The sequence below is a fragment of the Sphaerotilus montanus genome, assembly GCF_013410775.1.
GTDB lineage: Bacteria > Pseudomonadota > Gammaproteobacteria > Burkholderiales > Burkholderiaceae_C > Sphaerotilus > Sphaerotilus montanus.
The window spans coordinates 1,343,177-1,360,479 of sequence record NZ_JACCFH010000001.1; the positions used below are offsets into that span (position 1 = coordinate 1,343,177).

The following is a 17,303-nucleotide window of genomic DNA, read 5'->3' on the forward strand; positions in this document are numbered from 1 at the left end:
ATCCTGTCGGGACAGCTTGAACACCGCCACGGCCTGCACCATCCGCTGGACGCTGCGGCCGATCAGCGACTTGATGTCCTTGGCTGCTGCGGTACGGACCAGCAGCAGGACCGAGGAGGAACCTTGTTCGGATGCCCCCTGACCAGAATCAGCCGCGCGGCACGCGGTACAGCCCGCAGAGCTTGTTCCCGTCCGGATCGCGCAGATAGGCCAGATAGAGCTTGCCGGCCGGGCCTTCGCGCAGGCCGGGCGGGTCTTCGCAGGTGGTGCCGCCGTTGGCCAGACCGGCCGCGTGCCAGGCGTTGACCTGCTCCGGCGACTGGCAGGCAAAGCCGGTGGTGCTGCCGTTGGCGACCGTGGCGGGCTGGCCGTCGATGGGCAGGCTCACCGAGAACACGCCCGTCTTGGTGCGCCAGAAGATGCGGTAGCGGTCGACACCGCCGGGAGGCACGTCGAGCGTGCCGAGCACGGCGTCGTAGAACGCCTTGGACCGGTCGAGGTCGTTGGTGCCGAGCATGATGTGCGAAAACATGGGGGTCTCCTGTGGTCCTGTTGCAATGGTTGCCAGACCAGCCTAGCACCGCCCCCACCCCCCACCCCGTCATCCTCGCGACAGCGAGGATCCACCCGCTCGCCCAGCCCCAGCTCAGCGCAACGCCGCTTCCACCATCGCCGCCAGCGCCGTGGTCGGCCGCCCGATCAGTGCGCTCAGCCGGTGGCCGTCGTCGAACAGCCCGCCCTTGGACGCGCCCACGTCCGAGTCCGCCAGCAGGTGCGCCAACGGCTCCGGCAGACCCGCGCCCAGCAGCGCGCCGCGGTAATCCGCTTCCGGCAGGTTGACGTACGGAATCGCGCGCCCCGTCTGGCGGCCCACCTCGGCGGCGAACTCGGCCAGCGTGTACGACGTGTCGCCCGCCAGTTCATGGACCTGTCCGGCCTGGTCGTCGCGGGTCAGCACCGCGGCGGCGGCGTCGGCATAGTCGGCGCGCGCGGCGGAGGCGATGCGGCCCTCGCCCGCGCTGCCGATCACCGCGCCGTGTTGCAGCACGGCGGGCAGGCTGGCGAGGTAGTTTTCGGTGTACCAGCCGTTGCGCAGCAGCACATGCGGCACGCCCGACGCGCGCAGCAGCGCTTCGGTCGCGGTGTGCTCGGCGGCGAGGCCGAGCGGCGAGGTGTCGGCGTGCAGCAGGCTGGTGTAGGCCAGCAGCGCGACGCCGGCGCGGCGGGCGGCGTCGATGACGTTGCCGTGCTGCGCGACACGCTCGCCCAGCGCGCTGGACGAGATCAGCAGCACCTTGGTGGCGCCCTGGAAGGTGGCGTCGAGCGTGGCGGGCTGCGCGTAGTCGGCCTGGCGGACCTGCACGCCGAGCGCGGCGAGGTCCGCGACCGCAGCGGGCTGGCGCACGGCGGCGACGATGCCCGCGGCGGGCACGGTCTTCAGCAGCGACTGGATGACGAGGCGGCCGAGTTGGCCCGAGGCTCCGGTGACGACGATCATGGCGAGAACTCCTGAATAGAACGAGCCGCCAGCTTAGCCAGAACACTTACCAAAAGTAAGTACACACCAAAAAGTAAGTAAACAATCCACAACCAGGCTGGCGGGGCGCACGCGGGCGCCGTACAGTTCCCGCATGCACGCGCCCTCCTCTCCTGCCCCCGCGCCGACCCTCTCCCTGCAGGAGCAGCTGCGGCGCGGCAACCTCTTTGCCGAGGCCTGCCCGTCACGCGAGGTGCTGCAGCACGTGACGAGCCGCTGGGGCGTGCTGATCCTGGTGGCGCTGCTCGACGGCACGCACCGCTTCAGCGAACTGCGCCGCAAGATCGGCGGCGTCAGCGAGAAGATGCTGGCGCAGACGCTGCAGGCGCTGGAGAGCGACGGCTTTGTGCTGCGCACGTCCTTCCCCGTCGTGCCGCCGCATGTCGAGTACAGCCTCACGCCCATGGGCACCGAGATCGCGGGCCAGGTGCAGACGCTGGCCGACTGGATCGAGCACAACCTGTCCACCATCCTCCAGACCCGGGCGGCGCGGGCCGAGGCCTAGACCGCGCGCCCCGTGCCGATCGCCCTGCCCCGGATCGATCCGGCCCGCTGCACCGGCTGCGGCTGGTGCATCGCGGTCTGTCCGCCGCATGTGCTGTCGCTGCAGGTGGTGCAGTGGAAAAAACGCTCGGTGCTGGACGACACCGGGGGCTGCACCGGCTGCGCGCAGTGCGCGGTGCGCTGTCCCTTCGGCGCGATCCGGATGCACAAGGTGCAGCCACCGGATTCCAGCTCAAGCACGCGCGAACTGGACCGATATTCCCCTTGAATTGCGGCGACCGGCACGGGCTGGACGCCACGGGCAGCGGGTGCTGCACACGATCTGGTTCGGGAGACATGGACACGCCATACGGACAGGGACTCAACAGCATCCGCTGGCGGTTCGCACTGGCCAGCGCCGTGCTGACCATCGTCGGCGTGCTGCTGCGCGAACACCTGATCGGCCACGCGGACGGCCTGACGCAGACCGGCCTGTCCTCGTTGCTGCTGCTGACCTGCGCCGTCGCCTCGATCACCTTCTGGATGGCCAGCAAGTTCACCCGCTCGATCGAGTCGCTGCGGGACAGCACGGAGGCCATCGCCACGGGCACGCTCGACAGCCCGGTGACGGTGGACTGCGCCTGCGAGGTCGGCGGACTGGCCAGCAGCTTCCGCAAGATGACGCAGCGCATGAACGCCAACCTGCTGCGCATCAACACCCTGGCCTACACCGACGCGGTCACCGGGCTGCCCAACCGCAGCGTCATCGACCACCTGCTCGGCCATGCGCTGGCGCCGCAGCGGCAGGGGCGCTTCGAGGCGGCGATCTTCTTCATCGGTCTGGACGGCTTCAAGCACATCAACGACCGGCTCGGCCACCAGGGCGGCGACGAGCTGCTGCGGCAGGCCGCGCAGCGCATCCTGGAACAAGGCTTCGGCCGGACGCTGCAGACGCTCGACCCCTGCACCGACACCTTCGGCAGTCCCTGTGACCGCCTGCCGGAAGACCTGGTGCTCGCCCGATTCACCGGCGACGAGTTCGTCGCCATCCTGCCCGGCATGACCGACCGCGCCGCGCTGCGCGCGCTCGGCGAGCGTCTGGTCAGCACCTTCCAGGAGCCGTTCCGCATCGGGACGCAGGACGTGATCGCCCATCCGCGCGTCGGCATCGCGCTGACCCCGGAGGACACGGGCAGCGCGGCCGATCTGCTCACCTTCGCCGACCTGGCGATGCATTGCGCCAGGCGCGACCAGCGCGAGCGGCTGGTGTTTTTCGACCAGGACATCCGGGAGGCCCTGCTTGCGCGCACCGACACCGAGTCGGCGCTGCGGCTGGCGCTGCAGCGCGGCGAGCTGCTGCTGCACTACCAGCCCAAGGTCGATGCCAGCACCCTGGCGCTGACCGGCGTCGAGGCACTGGTGCGCTGGCAGCATCCGCAGCGCGGCCTGCTGGCGCCGGCCGCCTTCATCGACGTGGCGGAGCAGGCAGGCCTGATGGGCGCGCTCGGCCAGCAGGTGATCGCGCTGGCGGTGGCGCAGTGCCGCCTCTGGCTTGAGGCGGGCATCCGGCGCCCGGTCGCGGTGAATGTCTCGCCCTCGCAGTTCGCCAGTCCCCAGTTCGTGCCCCAGCTGCTCGCCACGCTCCGGCAGGCGCAGGTTCCCGCCACGCTGCTGTCGGTCGAGATCACCGAGTCGATCGCGATGTCCGCCACCGCCGAGGTCGAGGAACGCCTGAGCACGCTGCGCGAGGCCGGCATCCGCATCGCCATCGACGACTTCGGCGTCGGCTTCTCCAACCTGTCGCAGCTGTCGCGGGTGCCGATGGACGACCTGAAGATCGACCGCTCGCTGGTGATGGCCATCGGCGAGAACCAGAAGAGCGAGGTCATCATCCGCGCCATCATCGGCATGGCCCACGCGCTGGGCTACCGCACGATCGCCGAGGGCATCGAGACCCCGCAGCAGCAGGCCTACCTGAAATCACTCGGCTGCAACGCCCTGCAGGGCTACCGGTTCGCCCGGCCGATGGACGCCGAGGCGCTGGAGGCCTGGGTGGTCGCGCGGGCCGTGCCCGCGGCGAGCATCAGCGCTGGCACCAGCACCGTGTCCGAGCGTTGACGCCCACCAGGAGCGGCCTCGGGAGCCAGGCTCAGGGCTCGGTCAACTGGTCCCCCCACGACTCCACCAGGCGCTCCAGTGTCAGGGCCACCACTCGGCAAGCCGGTGACAGCTTGCCTTGCCTGGGAAACGACAGCGCCACGTGACGGCACAGTTCCGGCCGAACCAGCCGACTGGCCTGCACCCGTCCAGCCTTCAAGTCGCTCGCGATCGAATAGGGCCCGAGCACGGAGTACAGGCCGGGGGTCCGCGCCACGAGCTCCTTCTGCACGGTGAGCGAATCGGCTTCAGCCACCGGCTCCAGCCGGAAGCCCAGCCCTCGGGCCGTCTCGTCCAGCGCATTGCGCCAGTGGCTCGGCCGACGGGGCAGCACCAGCGCCAAGCCCTTGAGCGTGGAGAAGTTCACCGTCGGCGCCTGCGTCAGCACATCGCCGGGAGCGGCCACCAGGAAGGTGTGGGCCACGCACAGTTGCCGTTCGTCGCTGCCGGTCGGCTTGCTGTAGCGGAAGAGCACGGCCAGGTCCACTGCCCCGCTGTCCAGCATCGCGTCGAGTTCGGACCCCTGTGCTTCGGCGACGTTCAGCCGTATCGCCGGGTGCGCAGCCCGCAGGTGCGTGAACAGGTGGGTGACCAGCGGATGCGCCGCCGACGGGATGATGCCCAGACGCACCTCCCCCATCAGCTGGCCCGCCTCTTCCCGCAGTTCCTGCTCCAGCTGCTCGGTGGCCTGCAACCACGCGCGCAGCCGGCTGGCGGCGCGTGCGCCCTGCTCCGTGAGTTCGACGCCGCGGCCGGTGCGGCGGAAGAGACGGCCGCCGCACTGCTGCTCGAAGTCCGTGATCTGCCGGCTCACGTGCGACTGCACGGTCTGCCGCCGTGCCGCCACCTTGCTCAGGCTGCCGGCCTCGGCCACTTCCAGGAACAGCTTCACCGTTGTGATGTTCATCCGGGTTCCCCCTGATCGAGTTGCCAAAATAGGCAAGTCTGAATGATGTGAAGTCTATCTACCGGCAGAAGACATCGGTGCCTACAGTGCACTCACTCGCCCAACAACTCGCCCCACACCGCACGTTCTTCAAGGAGATACCCATGAGCAAGCCCGGTTTCGACATGCGCGGCCTGAACCCTGCGCCCATCACCCCCTTCACACGCGACGGCGCCGTCGACTACGCCGCGATCCAGCGCCTGGGTCGCTGGCTCGCCAGCGTGCCTGGCGTCAAGAGCCTGACCGTGCTCGGCCACGCCGGCGAAGGCACCTTCCTCGAACGCGACGAGCAGTTCAAGGTCATCGAAGCGTTCCGGGAATCGGTCGGTGACAGCATTCCCATCATTGCCGGCATCACGCTGGAAGGCACGCAGGTCGCGGCCGAGGAAGCCAAGCGCGCCGTCAAGGCGGGGGCCAAGGCCGGTCTGGTCTACCCCTCGCACGGCTGGCTGCGCTTCGGCTACCAGAAGGGCGCGCCGCAGGACAAGTACAAGGCGATCCACGAGGCCAGCGGCCTGCCGCTGATCCTGTTCCAGTACCCCGACGCCACGAAGTGCACCTACGACCTGCAGACCCAGCTCGACATCGCCGCGCAACCCGGCGTCTTCGCGATGAAGAACGGCGTGCGGAACATGAAGCGCTGGGACCGCGAGATTCCGGTCATTCGCCAGGAACGCCCGGATCTGCAGATCCTGACCTGCCACGACGAGTACCTGCTGCACACGATGTTCGACGTGGACGGCGCACTGGTCGGCTACGGCTGCATCGCGCCGGAACTGCTGGTCGAGATGATCGCCGCCGGCAAGGCCAAGGACTACAAGAAAGCACGGGAACTGCACGACCGGCTGCTGCCGGTGACGGCCAACGTGTACCACCGCGGCTCGCACATGGAAGGCTCGGTGGCGCTGAAGTGGGCCCTGGTGGCGCGTGGCATCCTCGACCACGCGACGGTGCGTTCGCCGCTGCTGCCGCTGGCCGAAGGTGCCGAGCGGGAGATCGCCGACGCCATGGGCCTGGCTGGCCTGGACCGCGTCGTCTGAGGCTGCAGGGCTGCCTCGGGGACGGCGCCTTGACGCGCCGTCCCGCCATCCGTCGGGATTCAAAGGAGACACCATGCGACTCATCCATCTTCTGGTGGCTGGCGTGCTCGCTGCCAGCCTGCCAGCTTTCGCGCAGACGATGGGCACCTTTCCAGAGCGTGACAAGCGGCTCTTGATCGTCGTGCCGTTTGCGGCCGGCGGCGGGGTCGACGCAGCCGCCCGCCTGCTGGGCGAGCAGCTGCGCAAGCAACTGGGCATGACCGTGGTCGTCGAGAACAAGGCCGGTGCCAGCGGCACGATCGGCGGCAAGTTCGTGCAGACGTCGACCAGCGATGGCTACACGCTGCTCTTCTCGGCCGCCACCCACGTGCTCGCGAAGCAGGTGCTGAGCAAGCCGCCCTATGACCCGCAGACCGACTTCGCGCCCGTCGCGCGCACCGGCACCGCGCCGCTGATGCTGGTGATGTCCCCCAGCAAACCGCAGAAAGGACTCGACGAGATCGTGTCGGCGGTCAAGAAGGAGCCCGGCAAATGGACCGCAGGCATTCCAGCCTCCGGCGCGCCAAGCCACCTGGCGACGCTGAAGCTGGCCAGGCAGGCACAGGTGAACTTCACGGTCGTGCCGTACAAGGGCACGCAGCCAGCGCTGATGGACGTGGCCGGCGGTCACACGGATCTGCTGCTCGACTCCATGATCGCGCTTCAGCAGATGGCCAGGACCGGCAAGGTGAAGGGCGTGGCCGTCTCCTCGGCGAAGCGGAGCTCCCTGGCACCGGACCTGCCGACGTTTCGAGAGAGCGGCCTGTCGGACTTCGTCTTCGAGTCGTGGTACGGCGTCTGGGCGCCGAAGGACACACCGCCCGACCGGATCGCCGCCCTGAATGTGGCGATCAACGCCGCCACGGCCGAGCTGGCAAGGTCTGGTCAGCTCGCCAACCTGGGTTTCGAGCCGGTCACCGAGACGCCCGGCCAGTTCCGGAGTCACATCGCAGCCGAAGTCGCCGAAGGCGCCGAACTGCTGCGGTCGGCCGGCTTCAAGCCTGAGTGAAGGCGCGGCCCGGCCGCCCGCGCGCGGCGGGGCCGATCCAGTCGAACCAACACAAGCCGGCCGCAGCGCCGGCATTCCGGAGACATGTTCATGCACCACCTTGCCCACCATGCAGGCGTCGCCCTCACGGCCGCCAGCGCCGCCCTCCTGTTGGCGGCACCGACCACGCAGGCACAGACCTCCCAGGTCACGATCGCTGGAACCATGGATCTCGCCTTGCGCCAGGTGAAGAACGGCGACCTCGGCACCCTGCGTTCACAGGTCAGTGGCTCCAACCTCACCAGCAAGCTGGTCGTGCGTGGGCGGGAAGACCTGGGCAACGGGCTCCATGCCGGCTTCTTTCTGGACGCCACGATCGGAGCCAATACCGGAACAGCCAATGCCCCCTTCTGGGATCGGCGCTCGACAGTCGAGCTGGGCCACCAGCGCTACGGCGAGATGCGCCTCGGGCGTGACTGGGCACCGACGCATCTGGTGTGGTCCGGATTCGATCCGTTCACCACGCTGGGGATTGCCAGCGCGAACTCCTTCCGCAACGTCTTCGTGTCGCGCGCGCTGGGCCAGGCCTTCGGTGCCAGCGCCGCGGCCGCAGCGGCCAACCCGACGCTGCGTGTCAACAATGCGGTCGAATACTTTCTGCCAAACACCCTCGGCGGCGTCTACGGCGCGCTGATGGTCAGCGCGGGCGAGGGTGGCACCGCTGGCTCCGGTGCCACGCGGGGCGCGGGCGGCCGACTCGGATGGACCAACAAGACGGTCGACGTGGCACTGGCCCGATACCAGACGCGCAATGCCAATGCAGGTCGATCCTTCACCGATCAGGCCTGGGGTGCGTCATACAACTTCGGACCTGCGCGGGTCAGCGTCGCGCAGCGCAAGTGGAGCTACGTGTCGGACACGACGACCAATACGCTGCTGGGCGTCCAGATTCCGGTCGGCGCGGGCACGATCAAGCTGAGCTACGTCCATGCCGACCAAAGCGGTGCCACCGCGGCGTTGAACGCCAACGATGCCAGTCTCTGGGGTGCCGGCTACGTCCACAACCTGTCGAAGCGCACGGCGCTCTATGGGCATGTGGCGCGGCTGTCCAACCAGGCCGGTGCAGCGTTCTCGGTCCCTGGCGGAGTGGCGACCAGCGGGCTGTCGACGGCCACGAACTACTTCGGCGGCAAAGCCTCGACGGCCTTCGAGTTTGGCGTTCGCCACAATTTCTAGTGGCTCTACACGTCGCTGCGGCCCAGATGCCGCGACGCCCGCCCACTGCGCAGCACCGACCACGCCAGCCACAGCGCCCCGCCCCCCGCCGCCAGAAACCCCAGCAGCCCGAAGGCCGGGAGCCCCAGCAGGGACGGCCCGCCCTGCACCGTCATCACGATCGACGAGCCGATGATCAGCGCGGCCACCACCAGCGCCACCGTCAGCCGGCTCGCGGCGCGGTCAAGCTGGTCGGCGACCTGCTCCAGATGGCGCACCTCGACATGCACCTGCACCCCGGTGCGCTTGGTCAGCCGCAGCAGCCGCGTGATCTCGCGCGGCAGGCCGGTGAGCAGCTGGGCCGCGTGCAGTGCCGAGGCCCAGCCGCGCTGCGCGAGGGCCTTGGGTTCGTAGCGCGCCCGCAGCGCCGCCTCCAGCAGCGGCTGGGCCTCGGTGGCCATGTGGAACTCGGGCGCCAGCATGCGGCCCAGGCCTTCGAGGGTGATGAAGGTCTTGATCAGCAGCGCCAGATCCGCCGGCAGCGCCAGCCGGTAGTCGCGCAGGATGGTGGTCACGTCGCCCAGCATGCCGCCCAGGCTGAGCTTGGCGAGCGCCGTGCCGCGGTACTGGTCGACGAAGGTGACGACGTCCTGCTGCAGCGCTTCCAGGTCGGGCGCGGTGCCGGTCGAGGCGTCCTGCGTCCACGCCATCAGCACGTCGGTGACCGCGGCGGGGTCGCGCTGCACGAGGCCCAGCATCAGCGACAGCAGCTGGTCGCGCCGCGTGTCGCTGAGCCGGCCGACCATGCCGAAGTCGATGAAGGCCAGCCGGTTGCCGGGCAGGTAGAAGACGTTGCCGGGGTGCGGATCGGCGTGGAAGAAGCCATCGTCGATGATCATCTTCAGCACGGCGTGGGCGCCGCGCTGCGCCAGCACCATCCGGTCGAGGCCGGCGGCGTCCAGCTGCGCCAGGTCGTTGCCGGGAATGCCGACGATGCGCTCCTGCACGTTGACGCGCTCGCGGGTCCAGTCCCAGTAGACGCGCGGCACGACGATGTGCGGCCGGTCGGCGAAGTTGGCGGCGATGCGCTCGGCGCTGTGGCACTCGCTGGAGAGATCGAGTTCGCGGCGCAGCGAGCGGCCCAGCTGCCGCACCAGCCCGACCGGCTGGTAGGGGCGCAGCTCGGGCCACTCGTCCTCGGCCAGCAGCGCCAGCCGCTCCAGCAGGCGCAGATCGGCCTCGATCACCGGCCGGATGCCGGGGCGGCGCACCTTGACGATGACGGGGGTGCCGTCGTGCAGTTCGGCGGCGTGGACCTGCGCGATCGACGCCGCCGCCAGCGGCACGGTGTCGAAGCGGGCGAAGACCTGCTCGGGCGGAGCGCCGAGGTCCTCGGTGAGCTGGTCGCGCAGCAGGGCGTAGTCGACGGTCGGCGCCTGGCTGTGCAGCTTCTCGAACTCGGCGATCCAGGCAGGGCCGAACAGGTCGGCGCGGCCGGCGAGGATCTGGCCGAGCTTGACGAAGGTCGGCCCCAGCTCTTCCAGCGCGAGCCGCAGCTGCACCGGCGCCTCCAGCTGCACCAGCTCGGCGGCGTGGTCCAGGTGCAGCACGTGGCCGGCGCGCGCGAGCCGGTCGGCCCAGCCCAGCCGGCGCACCAGATCGCCCAGGCCGTGGCGGATGAAGACCGCGGCGATCTCCTTCAGGCGGCCCAGGTCGCGGGCGGCGGTGAACGTGGTGAACGGCATCGGTGCGGTGCGGAATGCCGGGACGGCTCAGGCGCCGAGCTGCGCCCAGAGGTAGGCGAACTCCAGTGCCTGCAGGTGCGCGCGCTGCGTGTTGTCGGCCGCACCGCCGTGGCCGCCTTCGATGTTCTCGTAATAGAGCACCGGGTGGCCCAGCGCCTCCAGCTTCGCCACCATCTTGCGGGCGTGGCCGGGGTGGACGCGGTCGTCGCGGGTCGAGGTGGTGAACAGTGCCCGCGGGTAACGCACGTCGGCGCGCACGTTCTGGTACGGGCTGAATTGCTTGATCCACGCCCACTGTTCGGGCTGGTCCGGGTCGCCGTATTCCGCCATCCACGAGGCCCCCGCCAGCAGCCGGTGGTAGCGCTGCATGTCCAGCAGCGGCACCTGGCAGACGACGGCGCCGAACAGGTCGGGCCGCTGCGTCATCGCCGCACCGACCAGCAGGCCGCCGTTGCTGCCGCCCATGATGCCGAGCCGCTCGGGGCGCGTGACCTGGGTGCGCACGAGGTCTTCGGCCACCGCGATGAAGTCGTCGTAGCTGCGCTGCTTGTGTTCGCCCACCGCGGCCTGGTGCCAGGACGGACCGAACTCGCCGCCGCCGCGGATGTTCGCGACCACCAGCACGCCGCCCCGCTCGTACCACGCCAGCCCGAAGCCACCCGAGTACCACGGCTGCATCGACACCTCGAAGCCGCCGTAGCCGTAGAGCAGCGTCGGGTTGTCGCCGTCGTCGCGGCCGCCCTTGGGGCGGACGATGAAGTACGGCACCTGCGTGCCGTCGGCGCTGGTGGCGAAGCGCTGTTCGGCGGTCATGCCGGCGCTGTCGAAGTAGCGCGGACGCTGCTTGAGTACCTCGACGGCATCGGTGCCGGCGCGGGCCAGCATCAGCGAGTCAGGCGTCAGGAAGTCGGCATACGTGACCCAGTAATGCTCGGCGAGCGGGTCGTCCGGGATGTGCGGATCGTGCAGCGCAGCGATGCCGAGCGTGCCCGGGCCGGGCAGCGGCACGGCGCGGCGCTGCCACTGGCCATCGACCAGCCGCAGCTCCTCGACCCGGTTCGCCACCTGATCGAGCACGTTCAGCAGCACATGGCCGCGGGTCCACGTGCTGCCACCGAGCGAGCGGGTCGGCGTCGGGGTGAACAGCGCGGTCCACTGCGGGTGGCCGGCGAGCAGGTCGTCCGCCTGCGCGACCAGCAGCGCGCCGGCCGGGTGCGTGGTGTCGCCCTGCACCAGATCGCTGCGCAGCTCCATCACCGCCCAGTGTTCGTGGAAGCCGAGGCTGGCGTCGGCCGGCTTGTCGAGGTGCTGCAGCGCGCCGTCTGCGCCGACCAGCCACATCTCGGTGGTGTAGAAATCGACCGAGCGGCCGTGGATGACACGCTCGAAGCCCGGCGTGTCGTCCACGCTGACCCAGGCGGAGACATCGCTCGCTTCGCCTTCGTGGATCGTGACCGCCTCGCGCAAGGGCGTGCCGCGGCGCCAGCGCTTGATGACCCGCGGGTAGCCGGAATCGGTGAGCGAGCCGGGACCGAAGTCCGTGCCGACGACGAGCGTGTCGGCGTCCAGCCAGCCCGCGCTGCTCTTGGCCTCGGGCAGCGTGAAGCCGCCGTCGTCCGCGTCAAGGAAGCGCTTGTCGACCAGATCGAACTCGCGCACCACGGTCGCGTCCGCCCCACCGCGGGACAGCGAGATCAGACAGCGCCGCCACTCGCCGCCGGGCACGGCGGGCGAGAGCGTGTCGCTGCCGTGCCAGACCCAGTTCTCGCCTTCGACCGCGCCCAGCGCGTCGAGGTCGAGCACGGTGTCCCACTCGGGTTCGGCTTGCCGGTAGCTCTCCAGCGTGGTGCGGCGCCACAGGCCGCGCACGTGCTCGGCGTCCTGCCAGAAGTTGTAGAAGTGCGGGCCGACGCGGCTGACGTAGGGAATGCGCTCGCGGCTGTTCAGCAGCGCCAGCAGCCGGGGCTTGAAGTCGGCGTATTCGGGGCGGGCGCAGAGTTCGGCCTGCGAGCGGGCGTTGTGGGCACGCACCCAGTCGAGCGCAGCCTCGCCCTGCACGTCTTCGAGCCAGAGGTTCGGGTCCAGCGGTTCCGTCATGGGGTGCTTTCGGTGCTTTCGGCGTAGGGGTCGGCAAATCCGAGGGACGCCATGATCTCGCGTTCACGTTCCTCCATGTACTCGGCGGCTTCCTCGTCGTCCTCGTGGTCATAGCCCTGGGCGTGCAGCGTGCCGTGGACGAGCAGGTGGGCGTAGTGGGCGAGCAGGTCCTTGCCGTTCGCGGCGGCTTCGGCCTCGACCACCGGCGCGCACAGCACCAGGTCCGCCGACACCACCGGCTCGGCGCTGTAGTCGAAGGTCAGCACGTTGGTGGCGTAGTCCTTCTGGCGGAAATCGAGGTTCAGGCGCCGGCCCTCCTCGGCATCGACGATGCGGACCGTGATCTCGCCGGGCAGCTCCAGCGCCGCGCGGACAAAGCGCGCCACCTTGTGCCGCGGCAGCACCGCGCGGTGCCGTGGGTCGGCGAATTGCAGGGACAGGCTCAGGTCGGGGCGGGCAGCGGGCATGGTGGGTCGGCGCTCAGCGTTCGGGGTGGAAGTCCGGATGGAAGTCGTCGGCCGCGGCGGTGGGCCGTGCGGCATCGTAGGCCTCGACGATGCGCGCCACCAGCGGGTGACGCACGACGTCGGCGGAGGTGAAGCGGGTCATCGCGATGCCGCGCACCTTGCGCAGGATGCGCGCCGCATCGGCCAGCCCGCTGACCTGCCCCTTCGGCAGATCGACCTGGCTGGTGTCGCCCGTCACCACGCAGCGCGAGCCGAAGCCGATGCGGGTGAGGAACATCTTCATCTGCTCGGGCGTGGTGTTCTGCGCCTCGTCGAGGATGACGAAGGCGTGGTTGAGCGTGCGCCCGCGCATGAAGGCCAGCGGGGCGACCTCGATCTGGCCTTTCTCGAAGGCCTTGCCGACGCGGTCCATGCCCATCAGGTCGTAGAGCGCGTCGTAGAGCGGGCGCAGGTACGGGTCCACCTTCTGCGCCAGGTCGCCGGGCAGGAAGCCGAGCCGCTCGCCCGCTTCGACCGCCGGCCGCGTGAGGATGATGCGCTGCACCGTGCCGCGCTCCAGCGCATCGACCGCGCAGGCCACCGCGAGGAAGGTCTTGCCCGTCCCCGCCGGACCGAGGCCGAAGGTGATGTCGTGGCCGAGGATGTTGTGCAGGTAGGTGGTCTGGTTGCGGGTGCGGCCGGCGAGTTCGCTGCGGCGGGTGCGCAGCACGATCTCGGGTTCGGCAGCCACCTCGGCGCCCGCCAGCGGCTCGCCGGCGTGGACCACCCGCAGCGCCGGTGCATCGTCCCGCAGTGCCTGGACCAGCGCGAGCTGCAGCTCGGCCGGCTCGATCGCCTCGGCAGCGCGGTCGTAGAGCTGCTGCAGCAAGGCCACCGCCCGCTCGGCGGCGCGGCGCGCGCCCTCGACCCGGAACGATTCGTTGCGCCGGCGGATGCTGACGTCGAAGGCGGCCTCGATCGTGCGGAGGTGCTCGTCCAGTGCTCCGCAGACATGCGCGAGCCGGCGGTTGTCCTGGGGGATGAAAGCGTGGCGCAGGATCACGGGATGAATGTGAACTATGAGGCAAGGGCCGGGAGCGTGATTGTCGCCGCCCGTCCGGGGTGCCTGTGGTCCGGCAGAATCAAAAGCTTGGGTTCAATTCTTCCGGATTTCACCATTTCAGTGGCCACGCCTCCCGCGCCAGCGACTCCCGCACCATCGCCCGGCTGGCTGACACAGCTCCGGTCCATCGGCTCCGACCGCGGTCGTCCGCTGCTGCTGGCCCTGCACCCTGCACGCTGGGGGCTGATGGTGGTGGCACTGATCCTGATCGGTCTGTGGATGGTCGAGATCGGCGGCCGTGCCAGCCCGGAGGGCATCACCACCGTGCGCAACGCCGTGGTGGTGCGTGCCCCGACCCGTGAAGTGCCGGTCACCGGCGCCGCCAGGCTCATCACGCTGCCGGACGCCTGGGACCATTCCCCCAAGCTCACCGCACCGCTGTGGTACCAGCTGCGCTTCGACCTGCCCGCCGCCCCGTCTCCGGGGACGATGCAGGGGATCTATTTCGAACGCCTGTGCGCCGCCTGGGAGGTCCGCATCAACGGATTCCGCCTCGCCGCCCGCGGCAACGTGTCGTCGCCACGGCCCCACAACTGCCTGGATCCGGTGCTGATCACGCTGCCGCCCGCACTGCTGAAACGCGCCGACAACCAGCTCGACATCCAGATTTCCGCGCAGGTGCGCTCGCAGGTCGCCGTGAGCGAGCACGCCGGCTACCTCTCGCCGGTGCGCATCGGGCGCATGGACGTGCTGGAAGAGGAACTGCGCCGCGCCCGCACCTTCAACGTCAGCGCGACCCAGGCACTGGCCCTGCTGGCCGGGCTGGTCGGCGCCGCCGCGCTGGCGCTGGCGACACTGAGCCGCCTGCCCTACCTCGGCTACTTCGGCGCGGCCAGCGTGGGCTGGGCGCTGCTGTGCGCGCTGCTGACGGGCGCACGGCTGCCGATGTCGGTGGTCGCCCACGAGTGGCTGATCGGCGCGCTGATGCCACCGGTGGCCGTGGCCAGCATCCTCTCGCTGATGCGCTACAGCGGCATCAAGGTGCGCTGGCTGGAGCTGTCGGTGGCGCTGCAGAGCATCGTCGTGCCGCTGAGCCTGGTGATCGCGGCACCCGACCGCATCAGCACGATCACCCATCCCTGGATGGTGATCCTGTCGCTGGAGGTCGCCGCCGCGACCATCGCCTTCCTGCACCGGGCCTGGAACTTCTCGCCGGCCGATTTCTGGGTGGTCGCCTCGGCCCTGATCACGGGGCTGTTCGTGCTGGTCTTCGAAGCCCTGTTCGTGCCGGTCACGCTGCTGCTGCCGGGCAACCACGCGCTGAGCATCGCGGCCGTGGTGATGTTCTCGGGCATGGTGCTGCGCCTGTACCAGCAACTGCACAGCGAGGTGCTCGTTGCCGAACAGGGCCGCGCGCAGGCCGAGCGCCGGGTGCAGGAAATCTCCGCCGACATCGAGAAGAACTACAGCCACATGGCCGAACTGCGCGTCGAGCAGGTCACCGCCAAGGAGCGCAAGCGCATCGCCGCCGACCTGCACGACGACCTCGGCGCCAAGCTGCTGACCATCGTGCACACCAGCGACAACGAGCGCATCGCCACCCTCGGCCGCGAGGCGCTCGAAGAGATGCGGCTGTCGGTGCGCGGCCTGGGCGGGCGCGCGATGCAGCTTGGGGACGCCATCGGCGACTGGCGCAGCGAGGTGATGATGCGCATGTCGCAGGGCGGCGTGGAGCTGGCCTGGAACACGCCCGACGACCTGCTGATGAGCGAGCGGGCCATGAGCGCACGCGCCTATGTGCAGACCACGCGCATCCTGCGCGAGGCGGTGAGCAACATCCTCAAGCACAGCGGCGCGACCCACGCCGAGATCTCGATCCGCCAGGACATCAACGACTTCGAGCTGACGATCTCGGACAACGGCAAGGGCATCCCGATGGAGCTGGATGGCAAGCTCGACCGCGGCCACGGCATGTCCACGATGAAGGGCCGCGCCAAGCAGCTGCAGGGCCAGTGCCTGGTCGAATCCGGCCCCGGCTACGGCACGACGATCCGCCTGACCCTGCCGCTGTGAGGCTACCGAGTCCAACAGGTCGTCATCGTTCACGAATTCCCGTCATTTTCGTAACCGTGTTCATCTTCACCCTACAGCGACCGATATAGCCGTCACACTGCCCTACTCTCTTGAGAACCCCCTTGAGAACAGTGCGCAGGCCACCTGGTCCGCCCGAGGAAAGCCCATGAAAACCATTCTGCTGCTCGAAGACCTTCCCGAAATCCGCGCCTGGCTGCGCGCCCTGGTGATGCAGGTGTTCCCTGGCTCCACCGTGGTCGAGTCCGCCCGGGTGCACGACGCGCTGCAACAGGTCACCGCCCACCGCTTCGACCTGGCGATGATCGATCTGGGCCTGCCGGACGGCTCGGGCGTCAAGGTGGTGCAGGCGCTGCGCGAGTCGCAGCCGGATGCGCAGTCGGTGGTGGTCACCATCCACGACGACGACGACCACCTCTTCCCCGCGCTGCAGGCCGGCGCCTACGGCTACCTGCTGAAGGAGCAGCCGCGCGAGCAGCTGATGGAACACCTGCAGCGCATCAGCCAGGGCGAGCCGCCGCTGTCGCCGTCGATCGCGCGCCGGATGATTTCCTACTTCTCGGCCCAGGCCAACAAGCCGGCGCTGCAGCCCTACCCCGCGGCCGACACGCTGATGCCCAACGTGCAGCTGACCGAGCGCGAGCGCGAGGTGCTGCTGCGCGTGGCCAAGGGCTTCACGCTGCCGGAAATCGGCGTGCAGCTCGGCCTGAGCCGCCACACCATCGCCGACTACGTCAAGCAGATCTACCGCAAGCTCAACGTGAGTTCGCGTGCCGAGGCCGCGCTCGAAGCGCAGCGCCTGGGTCTGTTCCGCCGCTGATGTGGTCCAGGCCGGCGGGTCGCCCCGCGCATAATCGCGCCCCATGATCGGACGACTCACCGGCACCCTGGCGGAAAAATCCCCGCCCCAGATCCTCATCGATGTGAACGGCGTCGGCTACGAAGTCGACGTCCCGATGAGCACCTTCTACAACCTCCCGCACCTCGGCGAGCGTGTCACGCTGCACACGCACTTCGTCGTGCGCGAGGACGCGCAGCTGCTCTACGGCTTCCTCACGCCCGCCGAGCGCGAGACCTTCCGCCAGCTCATCCGCATCACCGGCGTCGGCCCGCGCATCGCGCTGGCGGTGCTGTCGGGCATGAGCGCGGGTGAGCTGGCGCAGGCCGTCAGCACGCAGCAGGCCGGCCGGCTCGTCAAGGTGCCCGGCATCGGCAAGAAGACCGCCGAGCGGCTGCTGCTCGAACTCAAGGGCAAGCTCGGTCCGGATCTCGCGCTGCCGGGTGCGGCGGTGCAGACCGATGCGCAGTCCGACATCGTGCAGGCGCTGATCGCGCTGGGCTACAACGAGAAGGAAGCGGCGGCGGCGATCAAGCTGCTGCCGGTGGACATCGGCGTGAGCGACGGGATCAAGGCAGCGCTGAAATCACTGGCGAAATAACCAGTCCTGCGCACCCG

The 17,303-nt window shown here is 69.5% G+C and carries 16 protein-coding genes; 9 read left to right on the forward strand and 7 right to left on the reverse strand.

Annotated elements, in window-relative coordinates; genetic code table 11:
* Positions 1-148: 148 nt before the first annotated feature.
* Positions 149-532, reverse strand: a complete 384-nt coding sequence (locus tag BDD16_RS05915) for a VOC family protein (RefSeq protein ID WP_179633090.1) — start codon at positions 530-532, stop codon at positions 149-151.
* Positions 533-646: 114 nt separating this feature from the next.
* Positions 647-1,498 (reverse strand): SDR family oxidoreductase, encoded by an 852-nt coding sequence (locus BDD16_RS05920; protein ID WP_179633091.1) that lies wholly within the window; start codon positions 1,496-1,498, stop codon positions 647-649.
* A 133-nt stretch (positions 1,499-1,631) separates the two neighbouring features.
* On the opposite strand from BDD16_RS05920, the gene BDD16_RS05925 reads away from it, so the two are divergent.
* The 3 genes from BDD16_RS05925 to BDD16_RS05935 all read left to right on the forward strand — a co-directional run bounded on the left by BDD16_RS05925 (position 1,632) and on the right by BDD16_RS05935 (position 4,138).
* A complete protein-coding gene (locus BDD16_RS05925) occupies positions 1,632-2,042 on the forward strand; it encodes a winged helix-turn-helix transcriptional regulator (protein WP_179633092.1) in 411 nt (136 codons plus the stop codon).
* A 12-nt stretch (positions 2,043-2,054) separates the two neighbouring features.
* Positions 2,055-2,309: an ATP-binding protein gene (locus BDD16_RS05930; RefSeq protein ID WP_179633093.1), complete on the forward strand. Its 255-nt coding sequence runs from the start codon at positions 2,055-2,057 to the stop codon at positions 2,307-2,309.
* A 68-nt stretch (positions 2,310-2,377) separates the two neighbouring features.
* Positions 2,378-4,138, forward strand: a complete 1,761-nt coding sequence (locus BDD16_RS05935; RefSeq protein ID WP_179633094.1) for a putative bifunctional diguanylate cyclase/phosphodiesterase — start codon at positions 2,378-2,380, stop codon at positions 4,136-4,138.
* 31 nt (positions 4,139-4,169) lie between these two features.
* On the opposite strand, the gene BDD16_RS05940 is transcribed toward BDD16_RS05935, so the two are convergent.
* On the reverse strand, positions 4,170-5,084 hold the full coding sequence (locus tag BDD16_RS05940) for a LysR family transcriptional regulator (RefSeq protein WP_179633095.1): 915 nt from the start codon (positions 5,082-5,084) through the stop codon (positions 4,170-4,172).
* A gap of 143 nt (positions 5,085-5,227) precedes the next feature.
* On the opposite strand from BDD16_RS05940, the gene BDD16_RS05945 reads away from it, so the two are divergent.
* The 3 genes from BDD16_RS05945 (at position 5,228) to BDD16_RS05955 (ending at position 8,426) form a co-directional block, all read left to right on the forward strand.
* Positions 5,228-6,163, forward strand: coding sequence for a dihydrodipicolinate synthase family protein (locus BDD16_RS05945; protein ID WP_179633096.1), 936 nt, complete (start codon positions 5,228-5,230; stop codon positions 6,161-6,163).
* A gap of 73 nt (positions 6,164-6,236) precedes the next feature.
* Positions 6,237-7,211: a Bug family tripartite tricarboxylate transporter substrate binding protein gene (locus BDD16_RS05950; protein ID WP_179633097.1), complete on the forward strand. Its 975-nt coding sequence runs from the start codon at positions 6,237-6,239 to the stop codon at positions 7,209-7,211.
* Between the two features lie 90 nt (positions 7,212-7,301).
* The gene (locus BDD16_RS05955) at positions 7,302-8,426 is read left to right on the forward strand and encodes a porin (protein ID WP_179633098.1); all 1,125 of its coding nucleotides are present in this window, start codon (positions 7,302-7,304) and stop codon (positions 8,424-8,426) included.
* 5 nt (positions 8,427-8,431) lie between these two features.
* Here the strand turns inward: BDD16_RS05955 and BDD16_RS05960 are convergent, their stop codons facing one another.
* Genes BDD16_RS05960 through BDD16_RS05975 form a run of 4 tightly spaced genes read right to left on the reverse strand, consistent with a single transcriptional unit; the run spans position 8,432 to position 13,756 of the window.
* Positions 8,432-10,150, reverse strand: a complete 1,719-nt coding sequence (locus BDD16_RS05960) for an ABC1 kinase family protein (protein ID WP_179633099.1) — start codon at positions 10,148-10,150, stop codon at positions 8,432-8,434.
* Positions 10,151-10,177: 27 nt separating this feature from the next.
* Complete coding sequence (locus BDD16_RS05965; protein ID WP_179633100.1) at positions 10,178-12,247, reverse strand: prolyl oligopeptidase family serine peptidase; 2,070 nt, start codon at positions 12,245-12,247, stop codon at positions 10,178-10,180.
* A complete protein-coding gene (gene ybeY / locus BDD16_RS05970; RefSeq protein ID WP_179633101.1) occupies positions 12,244-12,714 on the reverse strand; it encodes an rRNA maturation RNase YbeY in 471 nt (156 codons plus the stop codon). The genes BDD16_RS05965 and ybeY overlap by 4 nt, the downstream gene beginning before the upstream one ends.
* Before the next feature lie 13 nt (positions 12,715-12,727).
* Entirely contained in the window at positions 12,728-13,756 is a 1,029-nt protein-coding gene (locus BDD16_RS05975; RefSeq protein ID WP_179633102.1) for a PhoH family protein, read from the reverse strand.
* Positions 13,757-13,876: 120 nt separating this feature from the next.
* Between BDD16_RS05975 and BDD16_RS23270 the strand changes: the two genes are divergently transcribed.
* The 3 genes from BDD16_RS23270 to ruvA all read left to right on the forward strand — a co-directional run bounded on the left by BDD16_RS23270 (position 13,877) and on the right by ruvA (position 17,286).
* The gene (locus BDD16_RS23270; RefSeq protein ID WP_179633103.1) at positions 13,877-15,829 is read left to right on the forward strand and encodes a sensor histidine kinase; all 1,953 of its coding nucleotides are present in this window, start codon (positions 13,877-13,879) and stop codon (positions 15,827-15,829) included.
* A gap of 166 nt (positions 15,830-15,995) precedes the next feature.
* Positions 15,996-16,667, forward strand: a complete 672-nt coding sequence (locus tag BDD16_RS05985) for a response regulator (RefSeq protein WP_179633104.1) — start codon at positions 15,996-15,998, stop codon at positions 16,665-16,667.
* 43 nt (positions 16,668-16,710) lie between these two features.
* Complete coding sequence (ruvA, locus tag BDD16_RS05990) at positions 16,711-17,286, forward strand: Holliday junction branch migration protein RuvA (protein WP_179633105.1); 576 nt, start codon at positions 16,711-16,713, stop codon at positions 17,284-17,286.
* The last annotated feature ends 17 nt before the right edge of the window (positions 17,287-17,303 follow it).